This is a genomic window from Paenibacillus allorhizosphaerae, from assembly GCF_042659105.1.
In the GTDB taxonomy this organism is placed as follows: domain Bacteria; phylum Bacillota; class Bacilli; order Paenibacillales; family NBRC-103111; genus Paenibacillus_G; species Paenibacillus_G allorhizosphaerae.
The window spans coordinates 1,753,890-1,779,379 of record NZ_JBHSRV010000001.1 but is presented as its reverse complement, the minus strand read 5'-3'; the positions used below and the strand labels follow the sequence as shown (position 1 = coordinate 1,779,379).

Genomic DNA, 25,490 nt, shown 5'->3' with positions numbered 1-25,490 from the left:
TTATCAATGGGGGAAGCGATTTATGCGAAAAATCATTGCGATGATGTCGTTCATGTTCTTGAGCAGTGTTATTGCATCCGGCTGCAGCACAACCTCAACAGGCGGCCAGCCCAATGGTGATCAACCGGGATCTCAGAACAACGCCAGCCCGGTAACGCTTGAAGTGGCCAGCAGTGGAATAGGCGCTACGATGGATGAAGAATTTCAAAAGGTCGTGCAACAATTTTTGGCAAAGAAATATCCGCACATTACGCTCCATTTCAATCCCGAGAGCGGAAGCACGACGCTGGACGCGCTGCTGGCCGCCGGCACCGTCCCGGACCTTTTCGTAACGTTTAATGGCGCTTTGGCCGGATTTAAGGACAGAGACCTGCTGTTCGATATGACGCCACTGTTCAAACAGGCCAACGTGGATCTCGGCCGTTTCGAGAACAATTACATGACGGATGTGAAGAACGCTTCGCCAACAGGAGAGCTTTACGGCCTTCCGATCAATGTCAACTATCACGCGATGTATTATAACAAAGGCATCTTTGACAAGTTTGGCGTTCCCTACCCGAAGGACGGCATGACGTGGGAGGAGCTCATCGAACTGGCCCGGAACGTCACGCGTACGGATGGAGGAACGCAATACCGCGGTCTGGATCCGGGGAACAACCAGGTCTGGATGTCGCAGCCGCTCGGAGTCGCCGCCGTCGATCCGAAGACCGATAAAGCGACCATGAATACGGACCAGTGGAAGCGGGTATTTGAGCTCGGAAAGGCCATTTACAGCATTCCGGGGAACGAGGCGATATCGGGAACGCCGAAAGATCAATTTATGAAAACCAAAACGCTGGCGGTTCTGCTGGATCTGAACATCTTGACACAGCTCACTACGGCTCAGAAGGACGGATTGGACTGGGATATCGCGCAGTATCCAAGCTATAAGGAAAGACCGAATACGTACGGCAACGCCAGCGTATATGTCATGACCGCAACGAAGACGAGCAAGCATCATGAGGATGCGGTGAAGGTCATCGACCTCATTACTTCGGAAGAAGTACAGTTGGCGTTATCGAAGATCGCCAGATTATCTCCTCTCAAAAGCACTCAGGTCAAGCAGGCGCTTGGCAGCGACAATCCGCTGCTAAAAGACAAACATTTGCCCAGCATATTCAAAAGCGTCCCCGTCGCTTATCCGATCGCTTCGCAGTACAGATCGAAAGCCGAAAGCATCGGCGCGACGAAATTTAAAGAAGTCGTCGGCGGCAAGCTCGATGTCAACACGGCGTTGAGACAGGCCGACGAAGAAATCGACAAAATGGTCAGCGCGGAAAAAGGCGGCAAATGAGCCTATCGGCTGCAGGTTGAACCTGGGCGCTTCGTTTCCGTTATCTCAAATAACCCAAAGTCCGCTAGTAAGACGGGCTTTGGGTTATTGTCATATTTGGGGTTAATCGTTGACCGGAAGCGTATCTGCAAAACATTATGGCATATGGAGCCGTTGGGACGATCCAGGCATCGCCTTTATTCGCTGAGTCCTTCCGCTAGCGTGCCGGCACTTTTTGCTTTGTTTTGCCGGGAAACGATTTTAATAATGCTAAACCTATCAGGATCATAAGGATCCCGGTTATATCGTAAGCAAGGTCAAAAAAGAATTGATTTTGGCCTGGTCTTTCATGATGAAGCTGAAGGATATGATGATTGATTACCCCTTCTAGAAAATTAAAGAGGCCGGCGCCTGAAAGTAACCCACTCGCAAACAGTTTGTTTCTATTCCCGGTTTCCGTTGGATCGCTATTCCAAAGCACAATGCTTGCCACAAAAGTAATGGCGGTCACCGTGAGGTGGAAAATTCCGTCGCTAACGATTTGATGCTGACGATCCGTATGCATATTTGTGCTGTGCCACTGTCCCCATCCAAGTCTTATATGCGCAGCTTTTTTTGTTTTTGCTCCATGCTATGTTGCGATGCCGCTATGCTTATTCGTTGACCAAAAGTTTATTTACAAAACATTAATAATTGGTCAAATCGGCGCTATATATGGATAAGGTATGTTAAGATTTTGTAAATAAAGGAAAAGGAGGCATTAGGTTGTTCACCGTAGCATTGAATAAGGCCGGCCAAGAACCGGTGGTGCGAATCGGCTCCAAAGCACTGCAGCTTGCCAGATTGACCGGGCGCAACATCGCGATCCCGGGCGGTTTTGTCATCACATCCGAGGCGCTGGAGCGGTTTCTTTCTTACAACGGCATCCAGCCGGGCGCAGCGGACAATGAGTTCGAGGCCCGGCTCCTTGACGCGGCCATTCCGGATGATGTACAGAGCGAGGTTGCCGCCGCTTTCGAACATTTGAACGAGCAGGAGGGCAGGAGCGCGGTCGCGGTTCGTTCGTCCTCGTCGGCCGAAGATCTGGAGAACGCTTCGTTTGCGGGGCAGTATGAAACGATTTTAAATGTGACGGATTTGCCCCATTTGCTGGAAAGCTTGAAGCGCTGCTGGGCTTCGCTTTTCTCGGCTCGGGTACAAGGCTATGCGCTCCAGAGTCATATCGACTGGAACGTAAACGATTTGCCGATGGGCGTGCTTGTTCAGCGAATGGTTCAGGCCGATGTATCCGGCGTGGTGTTCAGCATGAATCCGGTCACGCAAAATAAAGGCGAAATGATCATTAACGCCAGCTACGGTCTAGGTGAAGCGGTCGTATCAGGACTTGTCACCCCGGATGCGTATTTTATCGAAAAACAGTCCGGGAGCATACATAAGGAGTTAGGCTGCAAAGAAATGAAAATTGTCGCTGCGGCGAAAGGGACGGTGGAAGCCGAAACGACACAGGAAGAACAAAACCGCTTCTGCCTCACGGACGACCAGGTGCGGCTGCTTGCGGATCAGACGAAAACAATCGAGGCGCTTTACGAAAATCCGGTAGATATCGAGTTCGCCGTAAAGGACGGGCGCGTCTACATCCTGCAGGTGCGTCCGGTTACAGCGTAGCGGATGGCTGTTCCTATATGAACGTCAATATTCGGGAGGGTTCTTATGGAAATTACGCAAACGTTTCAAAACGAACTTCTGTTAAGCGAGGAAGACCGGAAGCAAGGCTTCTGGATTCAGGATGACGTTCACCTGTCGCACGCGCTTACCCCTTTATTCGCCTCCTTTATGGCGCCGGCTGTTTCGGAAGGGACGCAACGCGCCTTTGACAATTTGAAGCTTCCGCTCACACAGTTCCGGTTTAAGCTGGCGGACGGCCGCATCTACCAGCAAAACGTACCGTTTCCCGGCAATCCGGAGCAGCGGTTGAAGGAACATCAGGAAGCGATAAGTTCTTTGCTTCCGGTCCAGAAAGATCGTTTGTTCGGCTTTGTTGAAAATGAATTTTTGCCGTTTTACCGGAAGCTGGATGAATACCGGAATTCGACGTCTACGCTGGAAGAAGCCAGGGAACGCGTCATGGAACTATTCGATTTTTACCGCAGGGCCTGGCAGCTCCACTTCGAAATCGTCATGCCGCGAGGAGGCTTCATGGCTCTGGAGCAAATGTATGGCCAGCTCACGGGCGAAACGGAAACGACGGTCGTCTACGATCTTCTTTCGGGAGTGATGAACAAGTCGCTGGAGACGGACAGGGAGCTGTGGAAGCTGGCCGATCTGGCCAAACGCGACCCGCAGACAAGAGCGGCATTAACGGTGCAGCCGGCCGAGTCGGGATATATAAAGCGTCTCGAAGCAACTGAACCGGGAAGAGAACTGCTTCGGCATTTACGGCTCGTATTGGAGGAATACGGCCACCGCTCGGCCAATTCGCATGAGTTCGCCGACGAGACTTGGGTGGAAAACCCGGAGCATGCGCTGCGCATTATTGCTTCGTATATCCGGAAGGACTACGATTTCGACGAACAATTCGCCCGAATCGTAAAAGAAAGGGAAGCACGGGCTGCGGAGTTGTTCGCCAAGCTTCCCGAAGGGGAATTGAAGCGGAATTTCGCCACGATGTATCAATGGGCGCTCGATTCGTGGGGACTCGATGAAGATCACCACTTCTATATCGATGCCATGCTGCCTGCCAAGTCGAGGCCGTTTCTGCTTCGCACCGGCGAGCTGCTTGTCGAAAATGGGGTGCTCGCGGACCGTCAGGACATTTTCCATTTCTATTTGGATGAGCTGCTTGACGTTTTATCCGCACCGTCGGCGCAGCACGGCAAAGTGGAGCAGCGGAAAATCGAGCACGAAGCCAACAAGCGCAAAAAAGCCGCACCCTTTTACGGGGAACCGCCGAAGCAGCAGTCGCTCGATCCGGCCTTGGAGCGCGTTTTCGGTGGAAAGCCGCCGGAAATTCGCGAGCAGGAGCAGACGTTTACAGGCTATGCGGCGTCGCAAGGCGTCTATACGGGTACGGTGAAGGTCGTTCTGGGGCCGGAAGATTTCGGCAAAGTGGAACATGGAGACATATTGGTATGCAAGACGACTACACCGCCATGGACGGCGTTGTTTTCGATCGTCGGGGCGATCGTTACCGATACCGGGGGCATTTTATCCCATGCGGGTACGGTAGCCAGAGAATACAAGCTGCCGGCGGTAGTCGGTTCCAAAGTCGCAACCTCCGTGCTGAAAGACGGAGATCGGGTTACGGTGGACGGCTCCAAAGGAGTGGTGCATTTTGGGCAAGTCTAGCCAGCGGCTCGTCATGCTATCCATCTTGACCGGAACGTTCCTGGTTCCGGTCAATTCCACCATGATTGCCGTCGGATTGCCTACGATCAGCGATGCGCTTGCCATCCCGCTCTCCCAAGCTTCCTGGGTCATTACGATTTACTTGATCGTCATGGCGGCCGTTCAGCCGATTGCCGGGAAGATGGGCGACCTATTCGGTAAACGGACGATGTTTTTGTTAGGGATGGGGCTGTTTCTAGCTGCGGCGGCAGCCTGCATTTTCTCGTTCAATTTGTTGTGGCTTATTGTGTTTCGGGCGATTCAGGCTATAGGCGGGGCGATTGCGGCGCCGAACGCGAGCGCTTTGATTCGCGATGTCGTCCCCAAGGAGCGGCTCGGCCGGGCATTCGGAACGTTCGGCTTGCTGATGGGGCTTGGCGCGGCGATCGGCCCTTTGGCAGGTTCGCTGCTGATCGGGCTGTGGGGGTGGACGTCGATTTTCTGGGTGAACCTTCCGTTCGCGCTGTTCAGTCTCGTGGCCTCCTGGGTTTATTTGCCCAAGAGCAAGGGAGTTCAAAACGGATTGTCTCTCGACATTCTCGGCTCCGTGTACCTCACGATCGGGCTTACGGTGCTAACCTTGTCCGTTACCCATCCGCAATTCATCAATGTATGGACGGTGGCGTTGCTTGCAGTTACGGTTATTTTGTTTATTCGCCGGGAGCTGCGCTGCGCGGAACCGCTGATCCGGTTCGATCTGTTCCGGCAGCCGATGTTTGCCAGCGCGAATGTGTCCATACTGCTCAGCAATGCGATAATGTACAGCACCATTCTTGTGATGCCGGTGCTGCTGCAGAAGGAATTTCATTATTCCGTCCAGGCGGTCGGGACGATGCTGTTTATTTTTTCGCTGGCGATGTCGGCGTTCTCCTGGTTTGGCGGCTCTTTGAGCGAGCGCATCGGAAAGCGGCGGCTGATCGGGGCATCGTTTATCGTACAAGGCGCAGCTTTGCTCGGATTTTTAGGGATCTATTGGTATCCGTCGTTTATTTTCATTGCGGCCGTCTTGCTGGTAGGAGGCGTCGGCGCAGGAATCGGCACTCCATCCATGCAGGCGGCATCGCTGCAATCCGTATCCAAAGACATGTCCGGCGTGGCTTCCGGCATTTTTTCGACCTTCCGGTATATAGGCGGGATGGCTGCTTCCGTCATGGTCAGCCTTATGGCCGATTATCACCGATTGTTTTACTGTTTGCTCGTGTTTGCCGTGATCGGTGTGCCGTTGTCCCGGGGATTTAGGGAAGCACGCAAACTTTCCGCGCGGACTTAGAACTTTTTTCCTGCGCTTCTCGTCAAAAACCAGTGTACCCTATCGTACGGAAAGGTGAAGATGATGAAGCGTTTGTCCCGATTGATTGCGTTGACGGTAACGGCTGCCTTGACGGCTGCCAGCATTCCGCTGAGCGACGCAAGACACTCCGCTCATGCGATGGAGCTGGTCAAGGAACCCGTTTGGCCGGAGGAACTGGTTCGTACGGTGAGCGAGGCCAAGGAGGCGTATGAGCGCAAACATGTCATCCCTCCCGAGCTGTCGGCCCGGCTCACCGAGGCGCGCGAGCTGCTGTTGCCGACTGCTTTGCAGCGGTTGACGCTGCGCCCCGCAGCAGCGAAAGACAGCGGGTCGCAGCAAGAGGCCGTGCTGTCTCCCGATTGGCGGTTTTGGGCCGCAACGGCGCAGCTGTGGAACGATAAGCGGTTGCTGCCGGCTCTGCTCGACTGGACCGCCTCGTTCCCGCTGGAGACGTATGAAAGCGAGCCTTACGTCCGGCTTGTCGCCGAAATACTGAGCGACGAAGAACAGGCACTCGTGCTACGCAGACTGGAGTCGGCCGATGCCAATGGAACGCAGGCGCTGCTTGGGGTGATGCGCAGCAAAAATTGGCTGGTTGCGGATCGTATCGATGAATGGCTCGCAGCCTACAGGCAAAAGCCGCAGCAGGAAGGGATCCTCAATTTTGTGTTGTATCATGAGGACGGTACGAGCCTCATCCGATTGGTTGAGAAGCATGAGCACGATCTTACGTCTGCCCAAAAGCTGCGGATCATCAGCAGACTTGTCGGCGGGCCGACGCCGGGCGAGGAGACGACACAATGGCTCCGTCAGCTCGCTGCGGCTACGGGAGAGCCGGCGATCGAGCAAACGATCGATCAAGCGCTGTTTTATTCGAGCGGCGACCGGGAGGCGGCGGAGCGATTGTATCGAAGCGGGACCGAAGGCGGTTTTGCCGTTACCTTGAATGGGCGGGTAGAGAAGGCGCTGACGGAAATGTACCCGTCCGGGGAGCTCGCCGCGGGAGCGCGACTTTACGAATCGATTCGCGGCAAACCGTACTTTTATTTCGAGGAGGACGGGTGGTATAACTCGGACGGAAAAGATTACTATGCGCCGGAAGAAGCGATCGGCTTGTGGCTTGATTTCTTGGAGCGCTATCCGAAGCACCCTGGCGCCGATGATGCCGCATACCGGCTCGCGCGCTGCTATCAAAAGGCCGGAGACAGCGAGAACGCGATGCTCTGGCTGATCCGGGCTGCGCAGCTCGGGGATCGGGATCTGGGCTACGACGCCAGCGGCATGCTGCTGTTCGTGCTGGATGTCGAGATGTCTTCGGCTCGGCTTGAAGCGGTTCGCGCCGACCGTCTGCCGGCATGGATGAAGCCTTGGCTGGACTATTCCATGGCGGTCGAATACATAAGGGAAAAGCGTTACCGGGAAGCGGCTCGATCGCTGCAATCTTTTATCGATACGTATCAAGGGAAGGACTTGTTTACGGGGGCCCGTGCTTTGGCCCGAGGGGACGAGCAGGAAATCCCGCTAGCGGCAAGCCGGTATCCGTTCTGGGAGAAGGTCGGCGAGCAGTTGCAGCTGGCGGAGCGAATGGCGAAGCTGACGGAAGAAGCGGAGCAAGCGACCGGAACCGTGAAGGCAGACGGGCAGTATGCTCTGGCGGCGGCGATCTATCGGGAGCCTCTGCTTTACTACAACCATCTGTGGCGGGGGGAGCGGCAAAGCTTCTTCTGGCTCGGCGGAATTAAAAGCATGGATTATAACGAGCCGCTGGACCGTTATATCGGGCGGTTCAACCATTTGATTCAGGCGATCGAACAATTTCAAAAGATCGACGTGCAACAGGCGAACGCGCAGACGGCGGCCAAAATGTTGTTTTCCATTGCGCTGAGCTACAGCAAGCTGGCACATTATGGAGAAGAAGTGTCGTATCATACATCCGGTGCCAAGTTAAATGAGAAGGTGACGGAATATGCGAAGCTGCTTGCGGAGACGTTTCCCGACTCCGAGCTGGCTGATGATGCACTGATGTTGATCTATTCCCACACGAAAGACAAGCGCTGGCTTGAGCAGATCGTGGCGCGCTACCCTCAAGGAGATCGAGCGGAGGAAGCCGGCAAGCAACTGGAGCAGTTGGTGGCTAAGGCGGCGGCACAGGACGAATCTTCTCACGCAGCTTACGATCCGGGCTACATGGTCCGCTATGAACAACTGCGTCTTGATGACAAACGGCTACCCTCTTCGGTCCGAAGCTGGGTGGAAGAACAACAAGATCGCAGCTTGGTTCGCGGAACGATGACGGACGGCGATTGGGTGTACGTGCTTGTGACGGCCGATGAAGGAAAAGCGCTCGATTACTTGTACATCGGCAACCGAGGCTTCCGAATGATCGTCTCATCGAATCAGAGCTCCAAGGGTGCCGCACTTGGATTGCCCTCCGCCATGCTGGCGCGTGTAAAGAGCAAGTTTGTGCCGGACGGGGAGTGGCAGTGGCAAATGTACGGCAATTAAATACCCGCTTAAAACTAATCGCTTCTAACCGCAGTGATGCGGCTGGAGGCGCTTTTTTCCTTCGCGGATAACTGCGGAGCGGAAATCTTTATACAATGAAAACATTTGGATTGGGCGGTTGCATCAGCTGCCGATGTCGGTTGTCGGCAATGATTCTCATGGTATAATTGAGCAAATACGAAAGTGCAAGCTTTCTGGCTCGTGGGGGAGGAAAGCCGCTTGAGAATTTACCATGAGAAGGTCGCTTATGAAAATCCGCTCGTGCCGCTCAAAATATTTTATCATCGCAAAATCGATGATGTGTGGAATGACTGGCACTGCCATAAGCAGGTGGAAATGCTGTACATTCTGCGGGGTGGTCTGGACGTATACGTGGAAAAGCAGCAGTACTTGCTCCGCGACGGCGATGTCATTCTGATCGGCTCCAATCAGCTTCACAGGGATCATTCCCATGGGGTGGAGTATATTGTGTTTCAGTTCGACTGCAACCAGTATTACGATCCGACGACGATGCCTTATTTCAAGCTGTTCATGGACAGCAGCGTTTCTTTGAACGAACTCAATTATTTGTTCAGGGAAAGCGTGGAGGCCAAACAAGCCGTCATTGCAAGCATCCTCGACATTTTCAAGGAAATGCAGGACAAGAGCTACGGTTATGAAATGGCGGTCAGCTTGCATATTCGGCAGCTGCTGCTCACGATGCTCCGGTACGACTCCCGTAAAATTTTATCGATCAAAAATCAGCTGGACATGGCGCGACTGAAGCCCGTGCTCGATTACATCGAAAAAAATACGAATGCGAAAATCACGATCAAACAAGCGAGTCAAATGGCGAACATCAGCTATTCTCATTTTGTGACCTATTTTAAAAAAGTGATCGGCATGTCGTTCATCGACTATGTGAACTATCACCGGATTAAGATGGCGGAACGCATTTTGCTGACGGAGGACGTCAGCGTTGAAGAAGCGGGCGTGCGGATCGGGATGGAAAACAGGGGGCATTTTTACCGCATTTTCCGCAAGTTCAACGACTGCTCCCCGAAGGAGTTTCGCAAAAAGATGATGGAATGGGGAAAATGAGCAGCGCGGGGATATAATCATTTTTTAGATCCGGGACATTCGTCCGCGGGTCTTTTTTGCTGGGGGGGGGGGAGGGTGGGAAATATGAAGGAAATATGTTGCATACGGATAACACCCTAAAATCAGGTACAAAGTTCAAGGAATCGGGTATCTCTTTTTGAGCGGGCTGAATTTATAATGAAGACGTCGCGACATAGATCAATATGAAACTTATTCGGAGGTTCACCGTGTCTACAACTGGCAACAACGACATACATCCGCAAGGAATAGATCAAACGTTTGCTTTATTCGCCCGTTCCACCAAGCATGTGCTGGTCGCAGCTCACCGGGGCGTATGGATAGCGGCTCCGGAAAATTCCATCTCGGCGATCCGTGCGGCGATTGACGCCGGAGCTCACATTGTCGAAATCGATTTGCACCGGACAAAGGACGGCGAACTGGTTCTGATGCATGATCCGACAGTCGATCGAATGACGAACGGACAAGGCAAAATCGCCGAGTTGACGCTAAATGAGATCAAATCACTTCGTCTCAAGAACGGGTCCGGCGGGGCGGACACACCGCTTACGGATGAAACGGTGCCTACGCTGCGGGAAGCGATGGAGATCGCCAAAGATCGCATTATGGTCAACGTCGATAAATGCTGGAAGTTCAAGGACGACGTCTGGGCGATCATAGAGGAGACCGGGACAACGGCGCAGACGATATTCAAAGGCACGGCCGGTCACGAAGAAGTGGCCCGATGGCTGGCATCCAAATCGCCCAGACCCGTCTACATGCATATCGTACTGGATAAAAACATCGGCGGACTGGACGACATCATGACCACCGTCAAACCGGATGCGTATGAGCTTGTATTCGCTACGATGGACGATCAGGCGATTTCCGATGCGACGATTGCCAAAATCAAGCAAACCGGAGCAAGAATGTGGATTAATATGATGTTCAAACAATTCGCCGGCGGCTTGACAGACGACCCGACTTGTTGGGACTGGTGCATCGAACGGGGGGCTACGATGCTGCAAACCGACTTTTCGGCGGATATGCTCCGCAAATACGCTCATGCCCATGTGGACATGAAAGCGTAATCATGTGGGCTGTCCGGAAACGGCCCAATTCTTTTTTAACTGGCTAGTATACGAAATAAGGGGGAAGCACCATGTTGAATAAAAGCGTAAGCGTCATATCGATCTTCGCGCTGGCCGCAGCTATGCTGGCCGGATGCGGAGGGGGAAGCGGGAGTGGGAGTACGGACAAGCAGCCTGCAGCCGCCCCCCAAGTGAAGCAAGATCCCGTAACGATCACACTGGGCATACGTGCAAGCTATTTGACCGATACGGAAATCAAGCGCTATTTCACCGATCCTGTGCAAAAGAAATATCCGCATATCACCATTGAAGTCGTCAGAATCGACGATAAAACGAATTCGTTCCAAAACCTGATCGCCACCGGCGGCTTGCCGGATGTGAACTTCATCGATTCCTTGACATTGCAAAGCACGAAGCTGCTTGGCATGCAGCAGGATCTTACAGAAATCGTCAAGAAGCATAATTACGATTTGACTAGGTTGAATACGGATTTGCTCGACATTGTGAAGACGAACAATCAGACGGATTTCCTTGTTGGTTTCCCATACGTCGTTCAGTTCAATGCGCTGTATTACAACAAAGACATTTTCGACAAGTTCGGCGTGCCTTATCCGAAGGACGGGATGACATGGACGGAAACGATCGACATCGCCAAAAAGCTGACGCGCAGCGAAGGCGGCATCCAATATCGCGGGCTGGAGCCGGATTCGGTATTCCGTCCCGGTTCCCAGCTGTCGCTTCCGCTCATCGATCCGAAAACGTACAAGTCGATTGCCGATACGGATCAATGGAAAAAAGTGCTGCAAATGTGGAAAGACATCTACAGCATCCCAGGCAACAACAAGGTGCAAGCATTCGCCTCCGGCGTCAACAGCTTCATTAAAGATCAAAATATCGCCATGCTGGCCGGCCTGAACAATCTCGGACGCCTTGAAGAGATCAAGGATAAATGGACGAACTGGGATATGGCTTCGTACCCGGTATTCCCGGAAAAGCCGGGCATCGGCACACAGGCGGATATGCACGTCATGCTGCTGTCCCCGAACAGCAAAAACAAGGACGCCGCTTTCCAGGTAATGACGACCGTCCTCTCGGACGAAGTGCAGCTCGATATGGCGCATATGGGCAAAGGCTCCGTGCTCAAAGACAAGAAGTTCCAGGATGAATTCGGTAAAAACCTCGATTTCATGAAGGGGAAAAACATTCAGGCGGCGTTCAAAACAAAGCCGGCCAAAGCATATCCGCCGACGGAATTCGCGGGATATGTATTCTCCGAAATTACGGCGCTCATGGGCAATATCGTGAAAAACAATACGGACGTCAATACGGCGATTCGCCAGTACGATGAAAAGGTGAATAAATACATCGAGCAGAACCGCAAATAATCGCCTGTCGTTCGTGAGTCGAGGTGCGAGGCGTAAGGAGGCGGCAAGTATGGAAAAGTTCGTTCGAAGGCCGGTCATATGGCTTGCCGCAGCATTGGTTGTGATCGTTATGACGGTGCTTGCCGTAACAAATGCCAAGGTGACAAACGGCGAGACGTCAGGTGAGCAGTCCGATCCGGGAGGCGGCCCTATGCGGGTCATGACGTTTAATCTGCGCTATGCGGCAGCGGATGACCAGCCGTGGGAGAAACGCCGTCCGGTGATGAAAGAACTGCTGCTGAACGAGCAGCCCGATGTTATCGGCACGCAGGAAGGGCTGCTGCAGCAAATAGCCGATCTGGAGACGAATTTACCCGCTTACGGCCAGATCGGGGTCGGTCGCGAAGGCGGGAATATTGGGGAACATATGGCGGTATTTTACAAAAAAGAGCGTGTAAAGCCCCTAGAGCACAACCACTTTTGGCTGTCCGATACGCCGCATGTGATCGCTTCGGCAAGCTGGGGCAATAAAATTCCGCGCATGGTGACTTGGGTGCGATTCCAGGATCTTCAGACGCAAAAAACGTTTTACTTTGTCAACACGCATTTGGACCATGAGTCCCCGGGTTCCCGCGAGAAGAGCGCACAGCTTCTGCTCGATACGTTCCAAACGTTCGACCCCGAAATTCCCGTGATCTTGACGGGCGATTTCAACAGTTGGACGGATTCGACCGTCTACAAGAAGCTGACGGGGGCGGGCGCCGGGAACTTGACGGATGCGTTCCTTGATGCGAAGCAGCGTGCGAACGATACGCTGGGCACGCTTCACGGGTACAAAGACCCGACCGGCGGCAGGCCAACCCATCGCATCGACTGGATTTTGTACCGCGGCAAAATCAACGTGATCCGGGGCGAAATCAATACGTTCAGCAAAGAAGGCCAGTATCCGAGCGACCATTTCCCCGTTGCGGTTGATATCGTGCTGCAAAAAGCAAGCAAAACGACAGCGGAAACGGTCGTCAAGCAGCCGGCTGCGCCGGCGCTGCTTATTACGGAAGTCGTACCGAATTCGAACGACAAAGGGAACTTCAATTACGTAGAAGTTTATAACCAGGGCGAGACATCGATCGATCTGAACGGCTACAAGTTGATTTATTATTCCGGCGCCTCGTTCGATAAAGCGAAGTCGAACAAATGGACAATCACCAAAGATGCGTTCAGCGGGACGACGGTGATCGGACCGAGAGAAACGAAAGTGATCTGGATCAAGAAACAGCCTTGCTGCTACAATCTCGGGATGGATGCGTTCTTGCGCAATTACGGACTTACGGCAAGCGATCTTCGGCCCGAGCAAATGCTCGCCGTGTTTACCCCGGGCACCAATCAAGGGTTGAACGGCACGGCGACGGACGGCCGCTCCCTCAGCATTGCAAGCCCGGACGGCTACCATTTGGTCGGCGTGGAATATAACCAGGGAGCGCTGGATGTGAAAGCGAACGAATCGGTCACGTATGTCAAACCGGAGCCGTTCATCAGCGTGATGCGCAAGCAGTCCGGCAATCAAAAGCCGACACCCGGAATTGTTGCTTCTGACCAGGTCGGGGTGGTAAAGCAGCCGTAGCCGAACTGCGGATTGCTGTCAAGCACGACCTGCACTTGCGGGAAAACGGAGGATCGAGACTGAGTAGCCAGAACGTAGAAGTAAGCAGAAGGTAGATCAGAGAGGGAATGGGTGTGGGGTGGAAGAGCGTAGCGGCCGTCCTGGTCGTCACCAACGGTGACTGCTCGGGTATGCAGCCGACCTTTAAAATCGTGAGATTACCGCTAGTCTAATTCAAAACCACACGATTTTAACAGCGGCTGGACTCCCATACCCATCCCTCCCAGGCGTAAACGTATGGAAAAGCACGCGACAGGATCGTCCTGACCCGGACGTTTTTTTTATTTGGGCTGTTGGGAAGTAAAATTTGGATAAACAAGGCAGAAATGAATCCTCTCAAGAAGGAGAAAATACGTTCGTGTCGAATCAATAATATGGAAATGGGAAACTTAATCCATATGCCCAATCAAGGAGGTTTTGACATGATTCATTCCATTCAAGAGTTTGAGCAAAGTTGGAAAGTGGAGAGTGCGTCCACCCAGAAAATACTTGATGCGCTGACCGATGCATCGCTGTCTCAGGAAGTTTCGCCGAAAGACCGGACGCTGGGGCGCATCGCCTGGCATATCGTTACTTCCGTGCACGACATGGCATCCCATGCGGGACTCGAATTCGACGCTCCAGGCCAGGATGCGGCGCTGCCTGCTTCTGCGCAAGTGATTGCCGACAGCTACCGGACTGCGAGCGCGGCTTTCGCGGAAGCGGTCAAGAAGCAATGGACCGACGCTTCGCTGCTAGAAGTGCGCAATATGTTCGGGGAACAATGGCCGAACGGATTGACGCTATCGATCATCATGAGCCATCAAACCCACCATCGCGGCCAGATGACCGTGCTGATGCGTCAGGCGGGCCTTGCAGTTCCCGGCGTATACGGGCCATCCCGCGAGGAGTGGGCGCTCATGAACATGGAAGCCCCCGTCGTATAGCTGCATTCTTTATACAAAAGATAACGAGCACTTCTCGCCAGGTCATTTGGCGGGAAGTGCTCGCTTTCATTCAGGGGTCAACAATCCTCGCTGAAGCCGGACCCCGTATACTTTACCGTTCGGTTCTTGCCGCTTCGCTTGGCGGCATAGAGCGCCGAATCGGCACATCGAAGCGCATCTTTCGCGCTTGCAGCACTGACAGGGTACGATGCTACCCCCAGCGAGATCGTGACGGGCAGACCGGTCGGATTATCTTCAATTCGCAGCTTTTGACGAATTTTTTCCGCAGTCTTGTAAGCGGCGTCGACCGGCATATCGGGCTGCAGCACGACGAATTCCTCGCCTCCGATTCGGCAGCAGCAGTCTTCTTTTCGCGTCGACGACACCATAATTTTGGCGAGCAATTTCAGCACTTCGTCGCCGGCCGCATGTCCGTAGGTATCGTTGATTTTTTTGAAATCATCGATGTCCATCGCTATTACGGAGAAAGACATACCTTCCTGCACCCATTGCTCGATCCGGGCATCAAGCGTCCGGCGGTTGGCAAGACCGGTCAACGAATCCGTCTGCGCTTCGCTGTACAGATGCTCCTCCTGCTTTTGGAACGCTTCGATCGCCAGCAATATCGTTTTATTCAGGTGATGCGCTTCGTAGTTCCAATGATTCGCTTTCAGAAAACGGTCGTATCGTTTGCCATTCAGTAAATCCCGTGCGATATCCGTCAGCGAAGAGAACGGAGCGGCCAACGTTTTGGCGAGCCAGAACGTGATGATCAGAATGATGATGAACAGCGGCAACGAGTACAACAGCATATTCGCGATAAGCTTGAGCGAGATGGACTCGATTTCCGAGAGCGGCGTCTGGACGACGATGCCCCAACCGTTCTCGCTGGAGCTCGCGTAGCCGGACAAAAACGAGATGCCCTTCGAATTGACGACGAGTTCTTCTCCGTGCCGTCCTTGCATTAATTTTTCAACGACCGAATTGCCATTCACATTATCTCCAAGCCGGCTTTGATCGGGATGGTATATAATATTGCCTGACCCGTCGACGACGAATACATAAGATCCGGATTCGCTGAAAACATTCGTGCCGAATATGCCGTTCAGTACATTCGGTTCGCGCAAGTAGATCGTTCCGCCCAAAAATCCGATATATTCCCCCCGGGCATTGTAAATCGGGTTCGTCATCAGAACGATGAGCCGGTCGGTCGTGCTTAAATACGGCTTCGATATGGTCGGCATGCGAAGCTCCAGGGCGTTTGTTACCGCTTCGGAAGTCAGCGCGAGTCCCGTGTTGCCCGATGTTACCGGTGATATCGCGCGAAGCGTGCCGGTTTTATCCACATAAATGACGGAGTTGAAGTAACCGCTGCTCTCCGTAAAAAGATTCAGTTGTTTTTGCAAAATCTCGGGTTGTTCGACTTCTAGTTGAGCGGCCGTGACGCGCAGGCTGTTTTTCATCGTCAAAAAAAGCGTGTTCATCGTTACGGCCATTTTTTGCGCGCTTTCGTGGTTCATTCCGAGCGTCGTTTCGTAAAGCGAAAGCTTTTCAGCCCGATACGCGGCGAAAATTTGCACCAACGAAGTTCCGAGTATGGATATAAATACGAGGCCCGTTAACAAATATACAAGCCGGATTCTGCGGTTGCCTTTTTGAAGGATCATCGCTTGTTCTCCCATATGGCGTTATCGTCTCTATACATTCGACATAATTCGCTAATTTCCTCTAATATTTTACAAAAATCATGCGAAACGAACAGACATAATGGGACGGACTGCTTTTAAAAAAATGTTGACAATGAATCTGCTCGATGCTACGATCCAATCAAGTAAATCACAACGAAATGTTTGAAACAACAAAACTTAATGTCGACCAATCCATTGGAGACGTTATCCCGCTGAGGATAGCGTCTTTTTTCGTTCGATCGGCAAGGATTCGATCAGATACGGAACAGCACGTCTCAACGAAGCGGGAAGCATGAGCGTTATTTTTTTTTGGAATTATACCAAGTAAACATATGAGAATAATGAAAATGAAGAGGCGGTGGTTTTTATGTTCAAAACGATATCGGCCGGTTTGATGATGACAGGGATCATGGTGCCCATCCTAGGCTGCGGCGGCGAATCCGTACCGAATTTGACGGCGGTCAGTGCGAAAGACGCGCCTGCGACGATTACCGTGTACAAATCCGGATTGAATTTGACCGATACCGAATTTCAGACGTTTTTCGTCGATCCGGTCCAAAAGAAATACCCGCAATACACGTTGCGATTGATTGCGGACGAAAAAGGCGCGACGCCGGAGGAACTACTGGCGGCCGGTACATTTCCCGATATTATTTTTACGAGCAACCCGTCGTATTTCCGCTTCCTTAGTTTGGATGTCGTTCAAGGCTTGGATGATGTCATCAAGAAGGACGCATTCGATCTGAGCCGGATCAAGCCGGTCATTACGGATTCGATTCGGCTGTATTCCGGCAACCAACAGTTGATTGCTCTTCCGTTCTCGTTAAACACCGCTGCTTTATTTTATAATAAAGATGTATTCGACAAGTTCGGCATGGAGTATCCGAGAGAGGGGCTGACGTGGGATGAGGCGCTAAAGCTTGGCAGGCAATTGACCCGTACGGACAACGGGACGAAATATGTCGGCATTGACTTGACGGAACCGATGAATGTCGCGCGAGGGTTGTCGTTGCCGTTAATCGATCCGAAAAGCGGAAAAGCGGCGGTCGGCAGCGAAGCGTGGGTCAAAGTGTTCCGGCTGTTACAGGAATCTTATGAAATTCCGGGCTACATCGGCGACAACGACCGGTATTCTTACGGCAATAAAGCATTTATGCAGGAACGCAATTTGGCGATGCTGCCCAATTGGCTCGGCGGACTGATCGGCCCTTTGCACGAGCTGGCCAAGCAGGGCAACCCGCTCAGTTGGGATGTCGCGCCGCTTCCGAATTTTCCCGAAGCGCTCGGTACCGGGCGGGAAATCGATATTCACTCGATGATGCTGTCCAGGCTAGGCGCTCATCAGGAGCAGGCGTGGCAAGTCATGAGCCTGATGCTGCAGGACGAGGTGCAGAATATCATCTCCAGAGCGGGCCGCCAATCGGTTCTCGACAACCCGCGGCTGGACGAGGAATTCGGCAAGGAACTCGATAGCTTGGCCGGCAAGCAGACGGCGAATATTTTCAAGACGAAGCCCCGCCTCCTTCATCCGCCGAGCGAGTTCGATAAAGATGTGGCGATCAAGCGGATGAACGAAGCCGCCAAGGATGTCGCCATAGGCCGTGTCGATGTCAATACGGCATTGCGCAACGCCGCGGACAATATAGATAAGGATATAGCCTCCTTGAAAAACACGGACCGAGCGCAAGCCGGAGCAAAATAAAGTCACTCGCAACGAAACAATACAGAGGAGAGGTTGGAGGACATGTCGAATTCCAAAATGAACTATTTATTTTTCTTTCCCGATGAAATGCGCGCCGAAAGCTTGGGCTGCTACGGCCATCCGGTTGTCCGGACGCCTCATCTGGATCGTTTGGCCGGGGAGGGAGTGAGGTTCGAGCAGTGCCATGTTCAGCACACGGTCTGCACGCCGTCCCGCTGCAGCTTGATGACCGGATGGTATCCGCATACGGCAGGGCACCGAACACTGTGGCATTTGCTGCGGCCCCACGAGCCGAGCTTGTTCCGTTATTTGAAAGAAGCCGGCTACCGGATCGAATGGTTCGGTAAAAACGATCTATATTCGCCGGAGTATATCCGGGAAATATTGGGCGAGCCGAATAAGGCGGATGCAGGTGACACAGCTTCAGGCCGAACAGGAAATGGCGGGAATTTCAAGAAAGACAACCCGTATGCACCGGACGATCCGGCGTTTTACAGCTTTTTGTTCGAACCGAGAGGAGGAGACGAATCCGGAACGGAAACGGCCGTCAAGATGAAGAAGGCGATCGACTTTTTGCGTTCCCCACAGGCGCAGGACGGCCCGTTCTTTCTTTATTTGCCGACGGCGATGCCGCATCCGCCGTATGCGGCACCGCAGCCGTACCATGATCTCTACGATCCGGCCGCGCTGCCGGAGCTGCGTCCGGCTGATTTGAACGGCAAGCCGGGATTTTACCGGCTCATTCGGGAATACCGCCGGCTGAACCGGGCGGACGAGGATCTCTTCAAGAAAATTCAGGCGGTATATCTCGGCATGATCAGCCATGCGGACTACTACCTGGGCGAGCTGCTTCAGGCGCTGGAAGAGAGCGGTTTGGCGGAGACGACGACGGTAATCGTGGCATCCGACCACGGAGATTGGGCCGGGGATTACGGGCTTGTGGAGAAATGGCCGAGCGGCTTGGACGATACGCTGACGCGAGTGCCGCTCATTATTCGCAGTCCCGGCAATACGGCGGGCCATGTCGTGAAGGAGCAGGTCGAGCTGTTCGATATTATGGCGACGGTGCTGGATTTGTCGGGCATTGAGGCTAAGCACAATCACTTCGCGAAGTCGCTTGCTCCGCAGCTTCGCGGGGCGGCGGGCGATGCGGGACGGGCTGCATTCGCCGAAGGCGGTTACGATACAAGGGAGCCCCACTGCTTCGAAGGGGATCCGCAGCGGATGTTCGGCGGCATCGCCCGGGATACGAGCCATATTTATTACCCGAAGGGCAAGCAGCAGCAGGATCATCCGGAAAGCGTATGCCGCGCTTCGATGATTCGAACAGCCGACTACAAGCTCGTTCGTCGAACCGCCGATACGAGCGAGCTGTACGATCTGCGCAGCGATCCCAGAGAGCTGGAAAACGTATACGCCCGGGAAGCCTATAGAGCGGTACAGGCGGAGCTCGAATCCCGGCTGCTCGACTGGTATATTCATACGTCGGACGTCGTGCCGACAAACGAAGATCCGCGCGGATTTCCGGGCGGCATGGAGAGGGGCTGAGATTGCATGAACATCGTATATATACATACGCACGATACAGGGAGATACATTGAGCCGTACGGGTACCTGGTGCCGACACCCCGGCTGCAGCAATTCGCCGAAGAAGGCATATTGTTCCGTCAGGCGTACAATGCAGGGCCGACCTGCTCGCCGAGCCGTTCCGCGCTGCTTACCGGCATGGTGCCGCATTCGAACGGCATGATCGGACTGGCGCACCGGGGCTTCCGGCTGCACGACCCGGGTCAGCATCTGGCGGCGTTCTTGAAAAACCGCGGGTTCGAGACCGTGCTGAGCGGCGTCCAGCACGAAGGAAAGCAGCCCGAAGCGCTCGGTTACGACCGCGTGCTGCACAGCCCGGGCGGCAGTAAAAAAGACGGCGCTTGGGATGAAGAAAACGCGAAGAGAGCCGCCGAATACATCCGGGGCTGCTCGCCGGACCGGCCGTTCTTCCTTGCATTCGGGATGTTCAGCACGCACCGGGAGTTTCCCGACCTGGACGGCAGCGTCAATCCGAACTATGTGCAGCCGCCGCACCCTTTGCCAGATACGAAGCAGAACCGCGAAGATACGGCCGCCTTCATCAGCTCGGCCCGCATTGCCGACCGGTGCGCGGGCATTGTGCTCGATGCGCTCAAGGAGACGGGACTGGAGCGGGATACGCTGATCATTTATACGACGGATCACGGCATCGCTTTTCCGCGGATGAAATGCAATCTGTTCGATACGGGGATCGGCGTATCGCTCATACTGAAAGTGCCGGGCCATCCGGCGAACGGCCGGGTGATCGATTCGCTCGTGTCGCACATCGATCTGTTCCCGACGATCTGTGATCTGCTCTCGCTGGAGAGACCTTCCTGGCTGCAAGGAACGTCGCTGCTGCCGCTCCTAAGCGGCGAAGCGGAGAAGGTAAGAGACGAAATCTTCTCGGAAGTGACGTTCCATGCCGCCTATGAACCGATGCGCTGCATCCGCACGGAACGGTACAAGTTCATCCGGCTCTACGACGATCACGATGGGCACGTACCCGCCAACATCGACGACGGCTTAAGCAAAACGTTCCTGCTGGATAGCGGCCTGCTGGAGGAAAAGCGGGATCGCGAGATGCTCTTCGACCTGCATCTCGACCCGGTCGAGCGCGTCAATCTGGTGAACGATCCGCGGTATAAAGCCGTCTTCAGCGATTTGTCCGCGCGATTGCAGAGCTGGATGGAGCAAACCAGCGACCCGCTGCTGCACGGCAAAGTGCCGGTGCCGGAAGGGGCAAAGGTGAACCGGAGAGACGCGATCAGTCCGAAGCTGAATGAGTTCGAGTAAGCGAAACGGAGTGCTTTTCATTAAAAATCGCAGCCTCCCGTTGCCACGTTCATCGTGGAGCGGGAGGCTTTTTTTGTGCAATCGAAGGGAAGGCTTTTCGCGTATGGGATAGTCTCTGTCTAGGGGTGACCGTCCGATTTGCAGCGCCGAAACGGGCTAAGATCGGCGCGCGTTGGAATAGGTAACGCTATCGGCCTTTCTAACCACCGCTGCACGGCAAGGGCATGAAGGCGCTCCAAAAAGGACAAAGAATTGAAACTTTTGCCCGAAAACGACGTCGTTCCATAAAGATTTGCTGCAAAATGTACTTTATAATGGATGTACACTCGAAAGTTACAAAAGCAACAGCAACTCAAGCGTTCGCAGCGGGCATGTTCTGCAGCGGGAAAAATGAAAGGGTTTGCAGAGAGAGTGCGTACAAACGACGCGATGAATAGGGGCGGTCATGTGAGAAGAAGAACAGAACAAGTGACGCACACGCTGCGTGCAGCCAAATGGATCGGCGCGCTGCTGCTTGTCTCCTTGACGGCGGCGGCATGCCAAGGCACGGCTTCACTGGAAACCGGCGGCGCGGCGGCCGTCGGAGCGAAGCAGCCGCTGCAGATCGTCAAGGCGGAAGCGGTCGGCGCAAGTACGGTAGAAGTTACGTTCAGCGGCAAGCTGGCCGGCTTCGACCCGAAAGATATTTCGCTCGTGGCGGCAGCAGGGACGTGGAGCGAGCTTGATCCGAAGCTGACCCGGTTTCTGACAGTCCAGAAAACGAGCACCCGCGTTGATGCGGACAGCCGCACGGTTGCCGTATTCGACATTGAGGAGAAGCTGAATCCCGATGCGACGATGCCGAGGCCAGCGGTGAAAGACCCGCGGAAAATTCCGCTGCTGACCGCCAAATATTATACCGGTAACGAGGCGGCCGACCGGAAGCGCGCCGACAACCTGCTCACATGGCAGACGGCAGAGGGGGGCTGGGACAAAGCGCTGGAGGAACGGAGCAAACAGCCGTGGAGCAGCGGCCCGAAATCGACATGGCGCTCGAAAAGCGGTGGTGACCTCGGAACGATCGACAACGATGGGACGACGAACGAGCTGCTGTTTTTGTCGCTCATGTACAACGAGACCAAAGAGGCAAAATATAAAGAAGCGGTGCGCAAAGGCATCGATTTTTTGCTGACCATGCAATACCCGAGCGGCGGCTGGCCGCAAGTGTATCCGGCCAGAGGCAATTATTCCGACTATGTGACGTTTAACGATAACGCGATGATGCGCGTCGTGGAGGTGCTGCAGTTTATCGGGCAGGGCCATTATCCGTTCGATACGGATGCGGTCGATGCCGAGCGAAAGAGCAAAATTCAGAAGTCTCTGGATCGTGCCACCGACTACATCGTGAAGTCGCAAATCAAAGCGAACGGCGTGCTGACGGCGTGGTGCGCGCAGCATGATCCGGTTACGTACGAACCGCGCAAAGGAAGAGATTACGAGCATCCTTCCATTTCCGGCTCGGAGTCGGCAGCGATCGTGAAATATTTGATGTCGATTCCGAATCCATCGGATGAAGCGCGCAAGGCAATCGACGCGGCGCTGCAATGGTTTGAAACGGCGCGCATCAAAGATACGAAGTGGGAGAAGACGCCAAGCGGCAACAACTTCGTTCCTGCGCAGAACAGCTCTACGTGGTACCGGTTCTACGAAATCGGCACGAATAAAGGCATGTTTTCCGGCCGGGACGGCGTGATCAAGTACAGCGTGCTGGAAATCGAAGACGAACGGCGTAACGGGTACGCTTGGGGCGGCACATGGCCGCTGCCGCTGCTAGGTGTAGCCAAATCGACGGGATACTATGAAAATCGCGTCTATGCCCGGATCGTCGCCGAAAATTCCAAAGACGCCGGCGGGCAGACGCTGCGGATGGGGGAACTGAAGGTCATAGGGAAGCCGGATAAAGCGAAATAAGGTTATCGCGATGTCACTGGCAGCAGTTTGCCTAAATGAAAAAGGATTTCGTCGTTGTCATCGACGGATAGGACGGGTGAAGCGAGCAGCGGGAATATTTGTAACGTTCGAATCGGGGCGGAATACAATACGATTATAGGCATTTGTCAGGGGGGGAGCAGCTTGGCCGTTACGATTACGTTCGTAGCAATCAATGTCAATACGTTGAACCGCGGTGGCGTCGTATCCGTAGGAGAGGTCGCTCAGCCCGGCTGGGCTCAACACGGCAAAAATAACTTCGGCAACGGGAACATGTACGGCGTCAATATCGAGACGAATATCGTCAACAATGTGCTGGACAGCGATCTGGTCGATTCGCCGATCAGCGACGTGCAAAATACGCCGAGCTTCCAAAATCAGACCGTCTGAGGAGGCGTTCCGTTTGACCCAAACGTGTCAGAATGCGTACGTTGTATTCAACAAGCTCGTCGTAACTTCCATCGAAAATACATCGGGCATTTTCGTCGGGACCAATTATGCGGTTGGCTGGAGCGCCTACAGCAAGAGCAATCAAGGGCTTGGCAGCGTTCAGGATGCGAACGTCGCCCATACAGTCAACGTCGTCTACGATCAGGACATCAGCGATATGCCTGTTCAAGATTGCAAGCAAGTAGCGGCGGTGTCCGGCAGCGGCTTGCAGCAGCAATGCGACATCGTCTTTCATTCGATCCATACGAATACGGTGAGCAACGGTTCGGCGATCGACGTCGGAGAGAACATGCAGGCCGCATGGAGCGGCATGCATAAAAACAATTACGGCACCGGCAAAAATATCGGGCTCAACCGTTTGAAGCATATCGCCAATCTGATCCAGGACAACGATATCATCGACAGCCCTGTACGTTCGGAAAGCAAAATATTCGGGAGCGGCATAGGATAAATCTTCGTTACGCCGGGCCTTTGCCGATATCGGGCTCGGCTGCTTTCGCAGCCGCTCCGCCGGCCGAGAGGATCGCTTTTTGCAGCCAATCCGGCACTTCGGCGTCCGTAATGTTGAGCATGTCGAGAAAATCGGAGTCGTTCAGCAGCGAACGAATCCCGGAGACGACATTGCGGTCGCCACTGACCGAACCGAAGCCCTGGGTCAGCTTCTGATGGCTCTCGAATCCGGTCGGCCAGTTATTGCCCATATTGATGCAGGCCGCGTTTTCGACCGAGCCAATGCGAATGGAGCCGATCACAAATTGAGGCGATAAAAAAGAAGACATGGCGAATCCCTCCGATCGTCGGGATAATAGTGTGGGTGCGTTAGCTTCGCTTCAGCCGAAAGCCAGTCGGCGTGGATTGCAGCCCTGCCTCGGAATGGCCGGATGGCGGCCGATCCGCTGCGGCATTTGTTGTTGCGGAACCGCCGGCGGGGACGGTTTCGTCCTTCTTTTTCGTCAGCGGCATCGTTGAAGGGCCTGGGCCAGGGGGCGTTTTTCCGCCGAAATTATTTCCGAGATTTAGCGAACCGCTTAGATGCTCGATATCCAGAGCATCCAAGCGGTATTCCATTTTTTCCACTACCGGCTGATGGATATGTATATTTTCAATCGTAATTTGCGGCGCTTTGGCGGAAAGCCGCTCGAGCGACTCCTCCAGCCTGCGGAATTGGGCGTTCAAATCGCGAAGCTGCCGTTCCAAATCGCGAACCGACGTATCGGGAACGGTCTTCTTTTTCCAAAACAACGGCATCACCGGGGAGATGGCTTTCCGGCGTTATGCATGTCGATCCGGTCGCGATCGTCCAATGAAGCTTGCACGTCCGAGACGATGCACGACTCTCCGCTGATCGTACCGAAAGCTTGATTTTGTTTGGCCGCATGCTTGAACTTATGTTGGCTATTGCTGCCGGAGAAAATACCCGATGAACCGGAGACGGTTTCAACCCGCAAATCTTGAAATTGTATGCGTACCATGTGGATCCCCCTTACCCTTGGCTGAAATCGATCGGAATTGGCGGTTGCCGCGAATCTTCCTCGATCTGCAGCTCGACAATCAGCAAGCCTTGCGAATAACGGGCATAAATTCCGTTTGCGGAGACAGGCTTCGGCATCGGAAGAGAGCGGCGGAAACTTCCGAAGAAGCGCTCTTGTTGGGTAATCCGGTTGTCGGTAACCGGGTACAGACGAGGGATATCCCCTTCCACGACAAGCGTTTGTCCCTCCAGGTGAATGTCGATATCATTCGGAGATGTCAGTCCTGGAATCTCGGCCAATACAACGACAGAGCCGGCTGTATAATATATATCGATGCGCGGACCCGTATTCGGAATCAGGCCGGCGATGTCCTGCCAAAACTGTTCTCCCAGCACCTCGCCGGCCTGTTTATGGAACGAATTCCAGTCGATCATCGGATTTTGCCGCTCTTTGTCCTCCATCGCCATCACCGCTTTCCAAGGGTTCATTACCATTTATATGTGAAGGCTCCGCCTTATTTGTATAAGCGGTGATGACTTTTTATAAAAATTATTGTGCAGCGGTTCCAGACGTCGGACCCAAAAGTTGATCCAAAACTTTGTATTGACAAACAAGCGACGTCGGTGCTACCATACCCTATATAATCAAATCCGATAAAACATATTGGAATTAAAGTGATTAAATGTGCAGTTGACCGGACCGCCGGAGACGCGCTTCCCATAGTGGAGCTGCGTCTTT

The 25,490-nt window shown here is 53.8% G+C and carries 22 protein-coding genes; 16 read left to right on the top strand and 6 right to left on the bottom strand.

Features of this window, described 5'->3' with window-relative positions:
* Positions 1 to 22 precede the first annotated feature (22 nt).
* Positions 23 to 1,333: an ABC transporter substrate-binding protein gene (locus ACFQI7_RS07825; RefSeq protein WP_218098729.1), complete on the top strand. Its 1,311-nt coding sequence runs from the start codon at positions 23 to 25 to the stop codon at positions 1,331 to 1,333.
* 196 nt (positions 1,334 to 1,529) lie between these two features.
* On the opposite strand, the gene ACFQI7_RS07820 is transcribed toward ACFQI7_RS07825, so the two are convergent.
* The gene (locus tag ACFQI7_RS07820; protein WP_329958227.1) at positions 1,530 to 1,913 is read right to left on the bottom strand and encodes a DUF2243 domain-containing protein; all 384 of its coding nucleotides are present in this window, start codon (positions 1,911 to 1,913) and stop codon (positions 1,530 to 1,532) included.
* Between the two features lie 164 nt (positions 1,914 to 2,077).
* On the opposite strand from ACFQI7_RS07820, the gene ACFQI7_RS07815 reads away from it, so the two are divergent.
* From ACFQI7_RS07815 to ACFQI7_RS07775, 9 genes are all read left to right on the top strand, one after another.
* Positions 2,078 to 2,977, top strand: coding sequence for a PEP/pyruvate-binding domain-containing protein (locus tag ACFQI7_RS07815; RefSeq protein WP_218098727.1), 900 nt, complete (start codon positions 2,078 to 2,080; stop codon positions 2,975 to 2,977).
* Positions 2,978 to 3,022: 45 nt separating this feature from the next.
* Positions 3,023 to 4,657 carry a PEP-utilizing enzyme gene (locus ACFQI7_RS07810; protein ID WP_218098726.1) on the top strand — a complete coding sequence of 545 codons (1,635 nt, stop codon included), beginning with the start codon at positions 3,023 to 3,025 and terminating at the stop codon, positions 4,655 to 4,657.
* The gene (locus ACFQI7_RS07805) at positions 4,644 to 5,966 is read left to right on the top strand and encodes an MFS transporter (RefSeq protein ID WP_218098725.1); all 1,323 of its coding nucleotides are present in this window, start codon (positions 4,644 to 4,646) and stop codon (positions 5,964 to 5,966) included. Before ACFQI7_RS07810 ends, ACFQI7_RS07805 begins: the two co-directional genes overlap by 14 nt.
* Positions 5,967 to 6,026: 60 nt before the next feature.
* A complete protein-coding gene (locus ACFQI7_RS07800; RefSeq protein ID WP_218098724.1) occupies positions 6,027 to 8,492 on the top strand; it encodes a tol-pal system YbgF family protein in 2,466 nt (821 codons plus the stop codon).
* A 219-nt stretch (positions 8,493 to 8,711) separates the two neighbouring features.
* Positions 8,712 to 9,572, top strand: coding sequence for a helix-turn-helix domain-containing protein (locus ACFQI7_RS07795; RefSeq protein WP_218098723.1), 861 nt, complete (start codon positions 8,712 to 8,714; stop codon positions 9,570 to 9,572).
* 227 nt (positions 9,573 to 9,799) lie between these two features.
* Complete coding sequence (locus tag ACFQI7_RS07790; protein WP_218098694.1) at positions 9,800 to 10,660, top strand: glycerophosphodiester phosphodiesterase family protein; 861 nt, start codon at positions 9,800 to 9,802, stop codon at positions 10,658 to 10,660.
* Between the two features lie 71 nt (positions 10,661 to 10,731).
* Positions 10,732 to 12,045, top strand: coding sequence for an ABC transporter substrate-binding protein (locus ACFQI7_RS07785; RefSeq protein ID WP_218098693.1), 1,314 nt, complete (start codon positions 10,732 to 10,734; stop codon positions 12,043 to 12,045).
* 49 nt (positions 12,046 to 12,094) lie between these two features.
* Positions 12,095 to 13,645 carry an endonuclease/exonuclease/phosphatase family protein gene (locus ACFQI7_RS07780; RefSeq protein WP_230414874.1) on the top strand — a complete coding sequence of 517 codons (1,551 nt, stop codon included), beginning with the start codon at positions 12,095 to 12,097 and terminating at the stop codon, positions 13,643 to 13,645.
* Between the two features lie 461 nt (positions 13,646 to 14,106).
* On the top strand, positions 14,107 to 14,610 hold the full coding sequence (locus tag ACFQI7_RS07775; protein WP_218098692.1) for a DinB family protein: 504 nt from the start codon (positions 14,107 to 14,109) through the stop codon (positions 14,608 to 14,610).
* Positions 14,611 to 14,687: 77 nt separating this feature from the next.
* Here the strand turns inward: ACFQI7_RS07775 and ACFQI7_RS07770 are convergent, their stop codons facing one another.
* The gene (locus ACFQI7_RS07770) at positions 14,688 to 16,277 is read right to left on the bottom strand and encodes a sensor domain-containing diguanylate cyclase (RefSeq protein WP_218098691.1); all 1,590 of its coding nucleotides are present in this window, start codon (positions 16,275 to 16,277) and stop codon (positions 14,688 to 14,690) included.
* A gap of 388 nt (positions 16,278 to 16,665) precedes the next feature.
* Between ACFQI7_RS07770 and ACFQI7_RS07765 the strand changes: the two genes are divergently transcribed.
* From ACFQI7_RS07765 to ACFQI7_RS07740, 6 genes are all read left to right on the top strand, one after another.
* On the top strand, positions 16,666 to 18,000 hold the full coding sequence (locus tag ACFQI7_RS07765) for an ABC transporter substrate-binding protein (protein ID WP_218098690.1): 1,335 nt from the start codon (positions 16,666 to 16,668) through the stop codon (positions 17,998 to 18,000).
* Between the two features lie 42 nt (positions 18,001 to 18,042).
* A complete protein-coding gene (locus tag ACFQI7_RS07760) occupies positions 18,043 to 19,548 on the top strand; it encodes a sulfatase-like hydrolase/transferase (RefSeq protein WP_218098689.1) in 1,506 nt (501 codons plus the stop codon).
* 6 nt (positions 19,549 to 19,554) lie between these two features.
* Entirely contained in the window at positions 19,555 to 20,862 is a 1,308-nt protein-coding gene (locus ACFQI7_RS07755) for a sulfatase family protein (protein ID WP_218098688.1), read from the top strand.
* A gap of 447 nt (positions 20,863 to 21,309) precedes the next feature.
* Positions 21,310 to 22,812, top strand: coding sequence for a pectate lyase (pelA, locus tag ACFQI7_RS07750; protein WP_218098687.1), 1,503 nt, complete (start codon positions 21,310 to 21,312; stop codon positions 22,810 to 22,812).
* Positions 22,813 to 22,866: 54 nt separating this feature from the next.
* Complete coding sequence (locus tag ACFQI7_RS07745; RefSeq protein WP_230414872.1) at positions 22,867 to 23,220, top strand: hypothetical protein; 354 nt, start codon at positions 22,867 to 22,869, stop codon at positions 23,218 to 23,220.
* Positions 23,221 to 23,233: 13 nt separating this feature from the next.
* The gene (locus ACFQI7_RS07740; RefSeq protein ID WP_218098686.1) at positions 23,234 to 23,731 is read left to right on the top strand and encodes a hypothetical protein; all 498 of its coding nucleotides are present in this window, start codon (positions 23,234 to 23,236) and stop codon (positions 23,729 to 23,731) included.
* A gap of 7 nt (positions 23,732 to 23,738) precedes the next feature.
* On the opposite strand, the gene ACFQI7_RS07735 is transcribed toward ACFQI7_RS07740, so the two are convergent.
* Genes ACFQI7_RS07735 through ACFQI7_RS07720 form a run of 4 tightly spaced genes read right to left on the bottom strand, consistent with a single transcriptional unit; the run spans position 23,739 to position 25,246 of the window.
* A complete protein-coding gene (locus ACFQI7_RS07735; protein WP_218098685.1) occupies positions 23,739 to 24,059 on the bottom strand; it encodes a hypothetical protein in 321 nt (106 codons plus the stop codon).
* A gap of 40 nt (positions 24,060 to 24,099) precedes the next feature.
* The gene (gerPC, locus tag ACFQI7_RS07730) at positions 24,100 to 24,528 is read right to left on the bottom strand and encodes a spore germination protein GerPC (RefSeq protein WP_377516758.1); all 429 of its coding nucleotides are present in this window, start codon (positions 24,526 to 24,528) and stop codon (positions 24,100 to 24,102) included.
* Positions 24,528 to 24,752, bottom strand: a complete 225-nt coding sequence (locus ACFQI7_RS07725) for a hypothetical protein (protein WP_218098683.1) — start codon at positions 24,750 to 24,752, stop codon at positions 24,528 to 24,530. The genes gerPC and ACFQI7_RS07725 overlap by 1 nt, the downstream gene beginning before the upstream one ends.
* Positions 24,753 to 24,763: 11 nt before the next feature.
* Complete coding sequence (locus ACFQI7_RS07720) at positions 24,764 to 25,246, bottom strand: Hsp20/alpha crystallin family protein (RefSeq protein WP_218098682.1); 483 nt, start codon at positions 25,244 to 25,246, stop codon at positions 24,764 to 24,766.
* Between the last annotated feature and the right edge of the window lie 244 nt (positions 25,247 to 25,490).

What these genes read in the sequence shown, in the direction of transcription:
- ACFQI7_RS07825 (WP_218098729.1), top strand. Translation starts at nt 23, where the DNA reads ATGCGAAAAATCATTGCGATGATGTCGTTCATGTTCTTGAGCAGTGTT.
- ACFQI7_RS07810 (WP_218098726.1), top strand. Translation starts at nt 3,023, where the DNA reads ATGGAAATTACGCAAACGTTTCAAAACGAACTTCTGTTAAGCGAGGAA.
- ACFQI7_RS07800 (WP_218098724.1), top strand. Translation starts at nt 6,027, where the DNA reads ATGATGAAGCGTTTGTCCCGATTGATTGCGTTGACGGTAACGGCTGCC.
- ACFQI7_RS07785 (WP_218098693.1), top strand. Translation starts at nt 10,732, where the DNA reads ATGTTGAATAAAAGCGTAAGCGTCATATCGATCTTCGCGCTGGCCGCA.
- ACFQI7_RS07780 (WP_230414874.1), top strand. Translation starts at nt 12,095, where the DNA reads ATGGAAAAGTTCGTTCGAAGGCCGGTCATATGGCTTGCCGCAGCATTG.
- ACFQI7_RS07775 (WP_218098692.1), top strand. Translation starts at nt 14,107, where the DNA reads ATGATTCATTCCATTCAAGAGTTTGAGCAAAGTTGGAAAGTGGAGAGT.
- ACFQI7_RS07770 (WP_218098691.1), bottom strand. Translation starts at nt 16,277, where the DNA reads ATGATCCTTCAAAAAGGCAACCGCAGAATCCGGCTTGTATATTTGTTA.
- ACFQI7_RS07765 (WP_218098690.1), top strand. Translation starts at nt 16,666, where the DNA reads ATGTTCAAAACGATATCGGCCGGTTTGATGATGACAGGGATCATGGTG.
- ACFQI7_RS07760 (WP_218098689.1), top strand. Translation starts at nt 18,043, where the DNA reads ATGTCGAATTCCAAAATGAACTATTTATTTTTCTTTCCCGATGAAATG.
- ACFQI7_RS07755 (WP_218098688.1), top strand. Translation starts at nt 19,555, where the DNA reads ATGAACATCGTATATATACATACGCACGATACAGGGAGATACATTGAG.
- ACFQI7_RS07735 (WP_218098685.1), bottom strand. Translation starts at nt 24,059, where the DNA reads ATGTCTTCTTTTTTATCGCCTCAATTTGTGATCGGCTCCATTCGCATT.
- gerPC (WP_377516758.1), bottom strand. Translation starts at nt 24,528, where the DNA reads ATGCCGTTGTTTTGGAAAAAGAAGACCGTTCCCGATACGTCGGTTCGC.
- ACFQI7_RS07725 (WP_218098683.1), bottom strand. Translation starts at nt 24,752, where the DNA reads ATGGTACGCATACAATTTCAAGATTTGCGGGTTGAAACCGTCTCCGGT.
- ACFQI7_RS07720 (WP_218098682.1), bottom strand. Translation starts at nt 25,246, where the DNA reads ATGGTAATGAACCCTTGGAAAGCGGTGATGGCGATGGAGGACAAAGAG.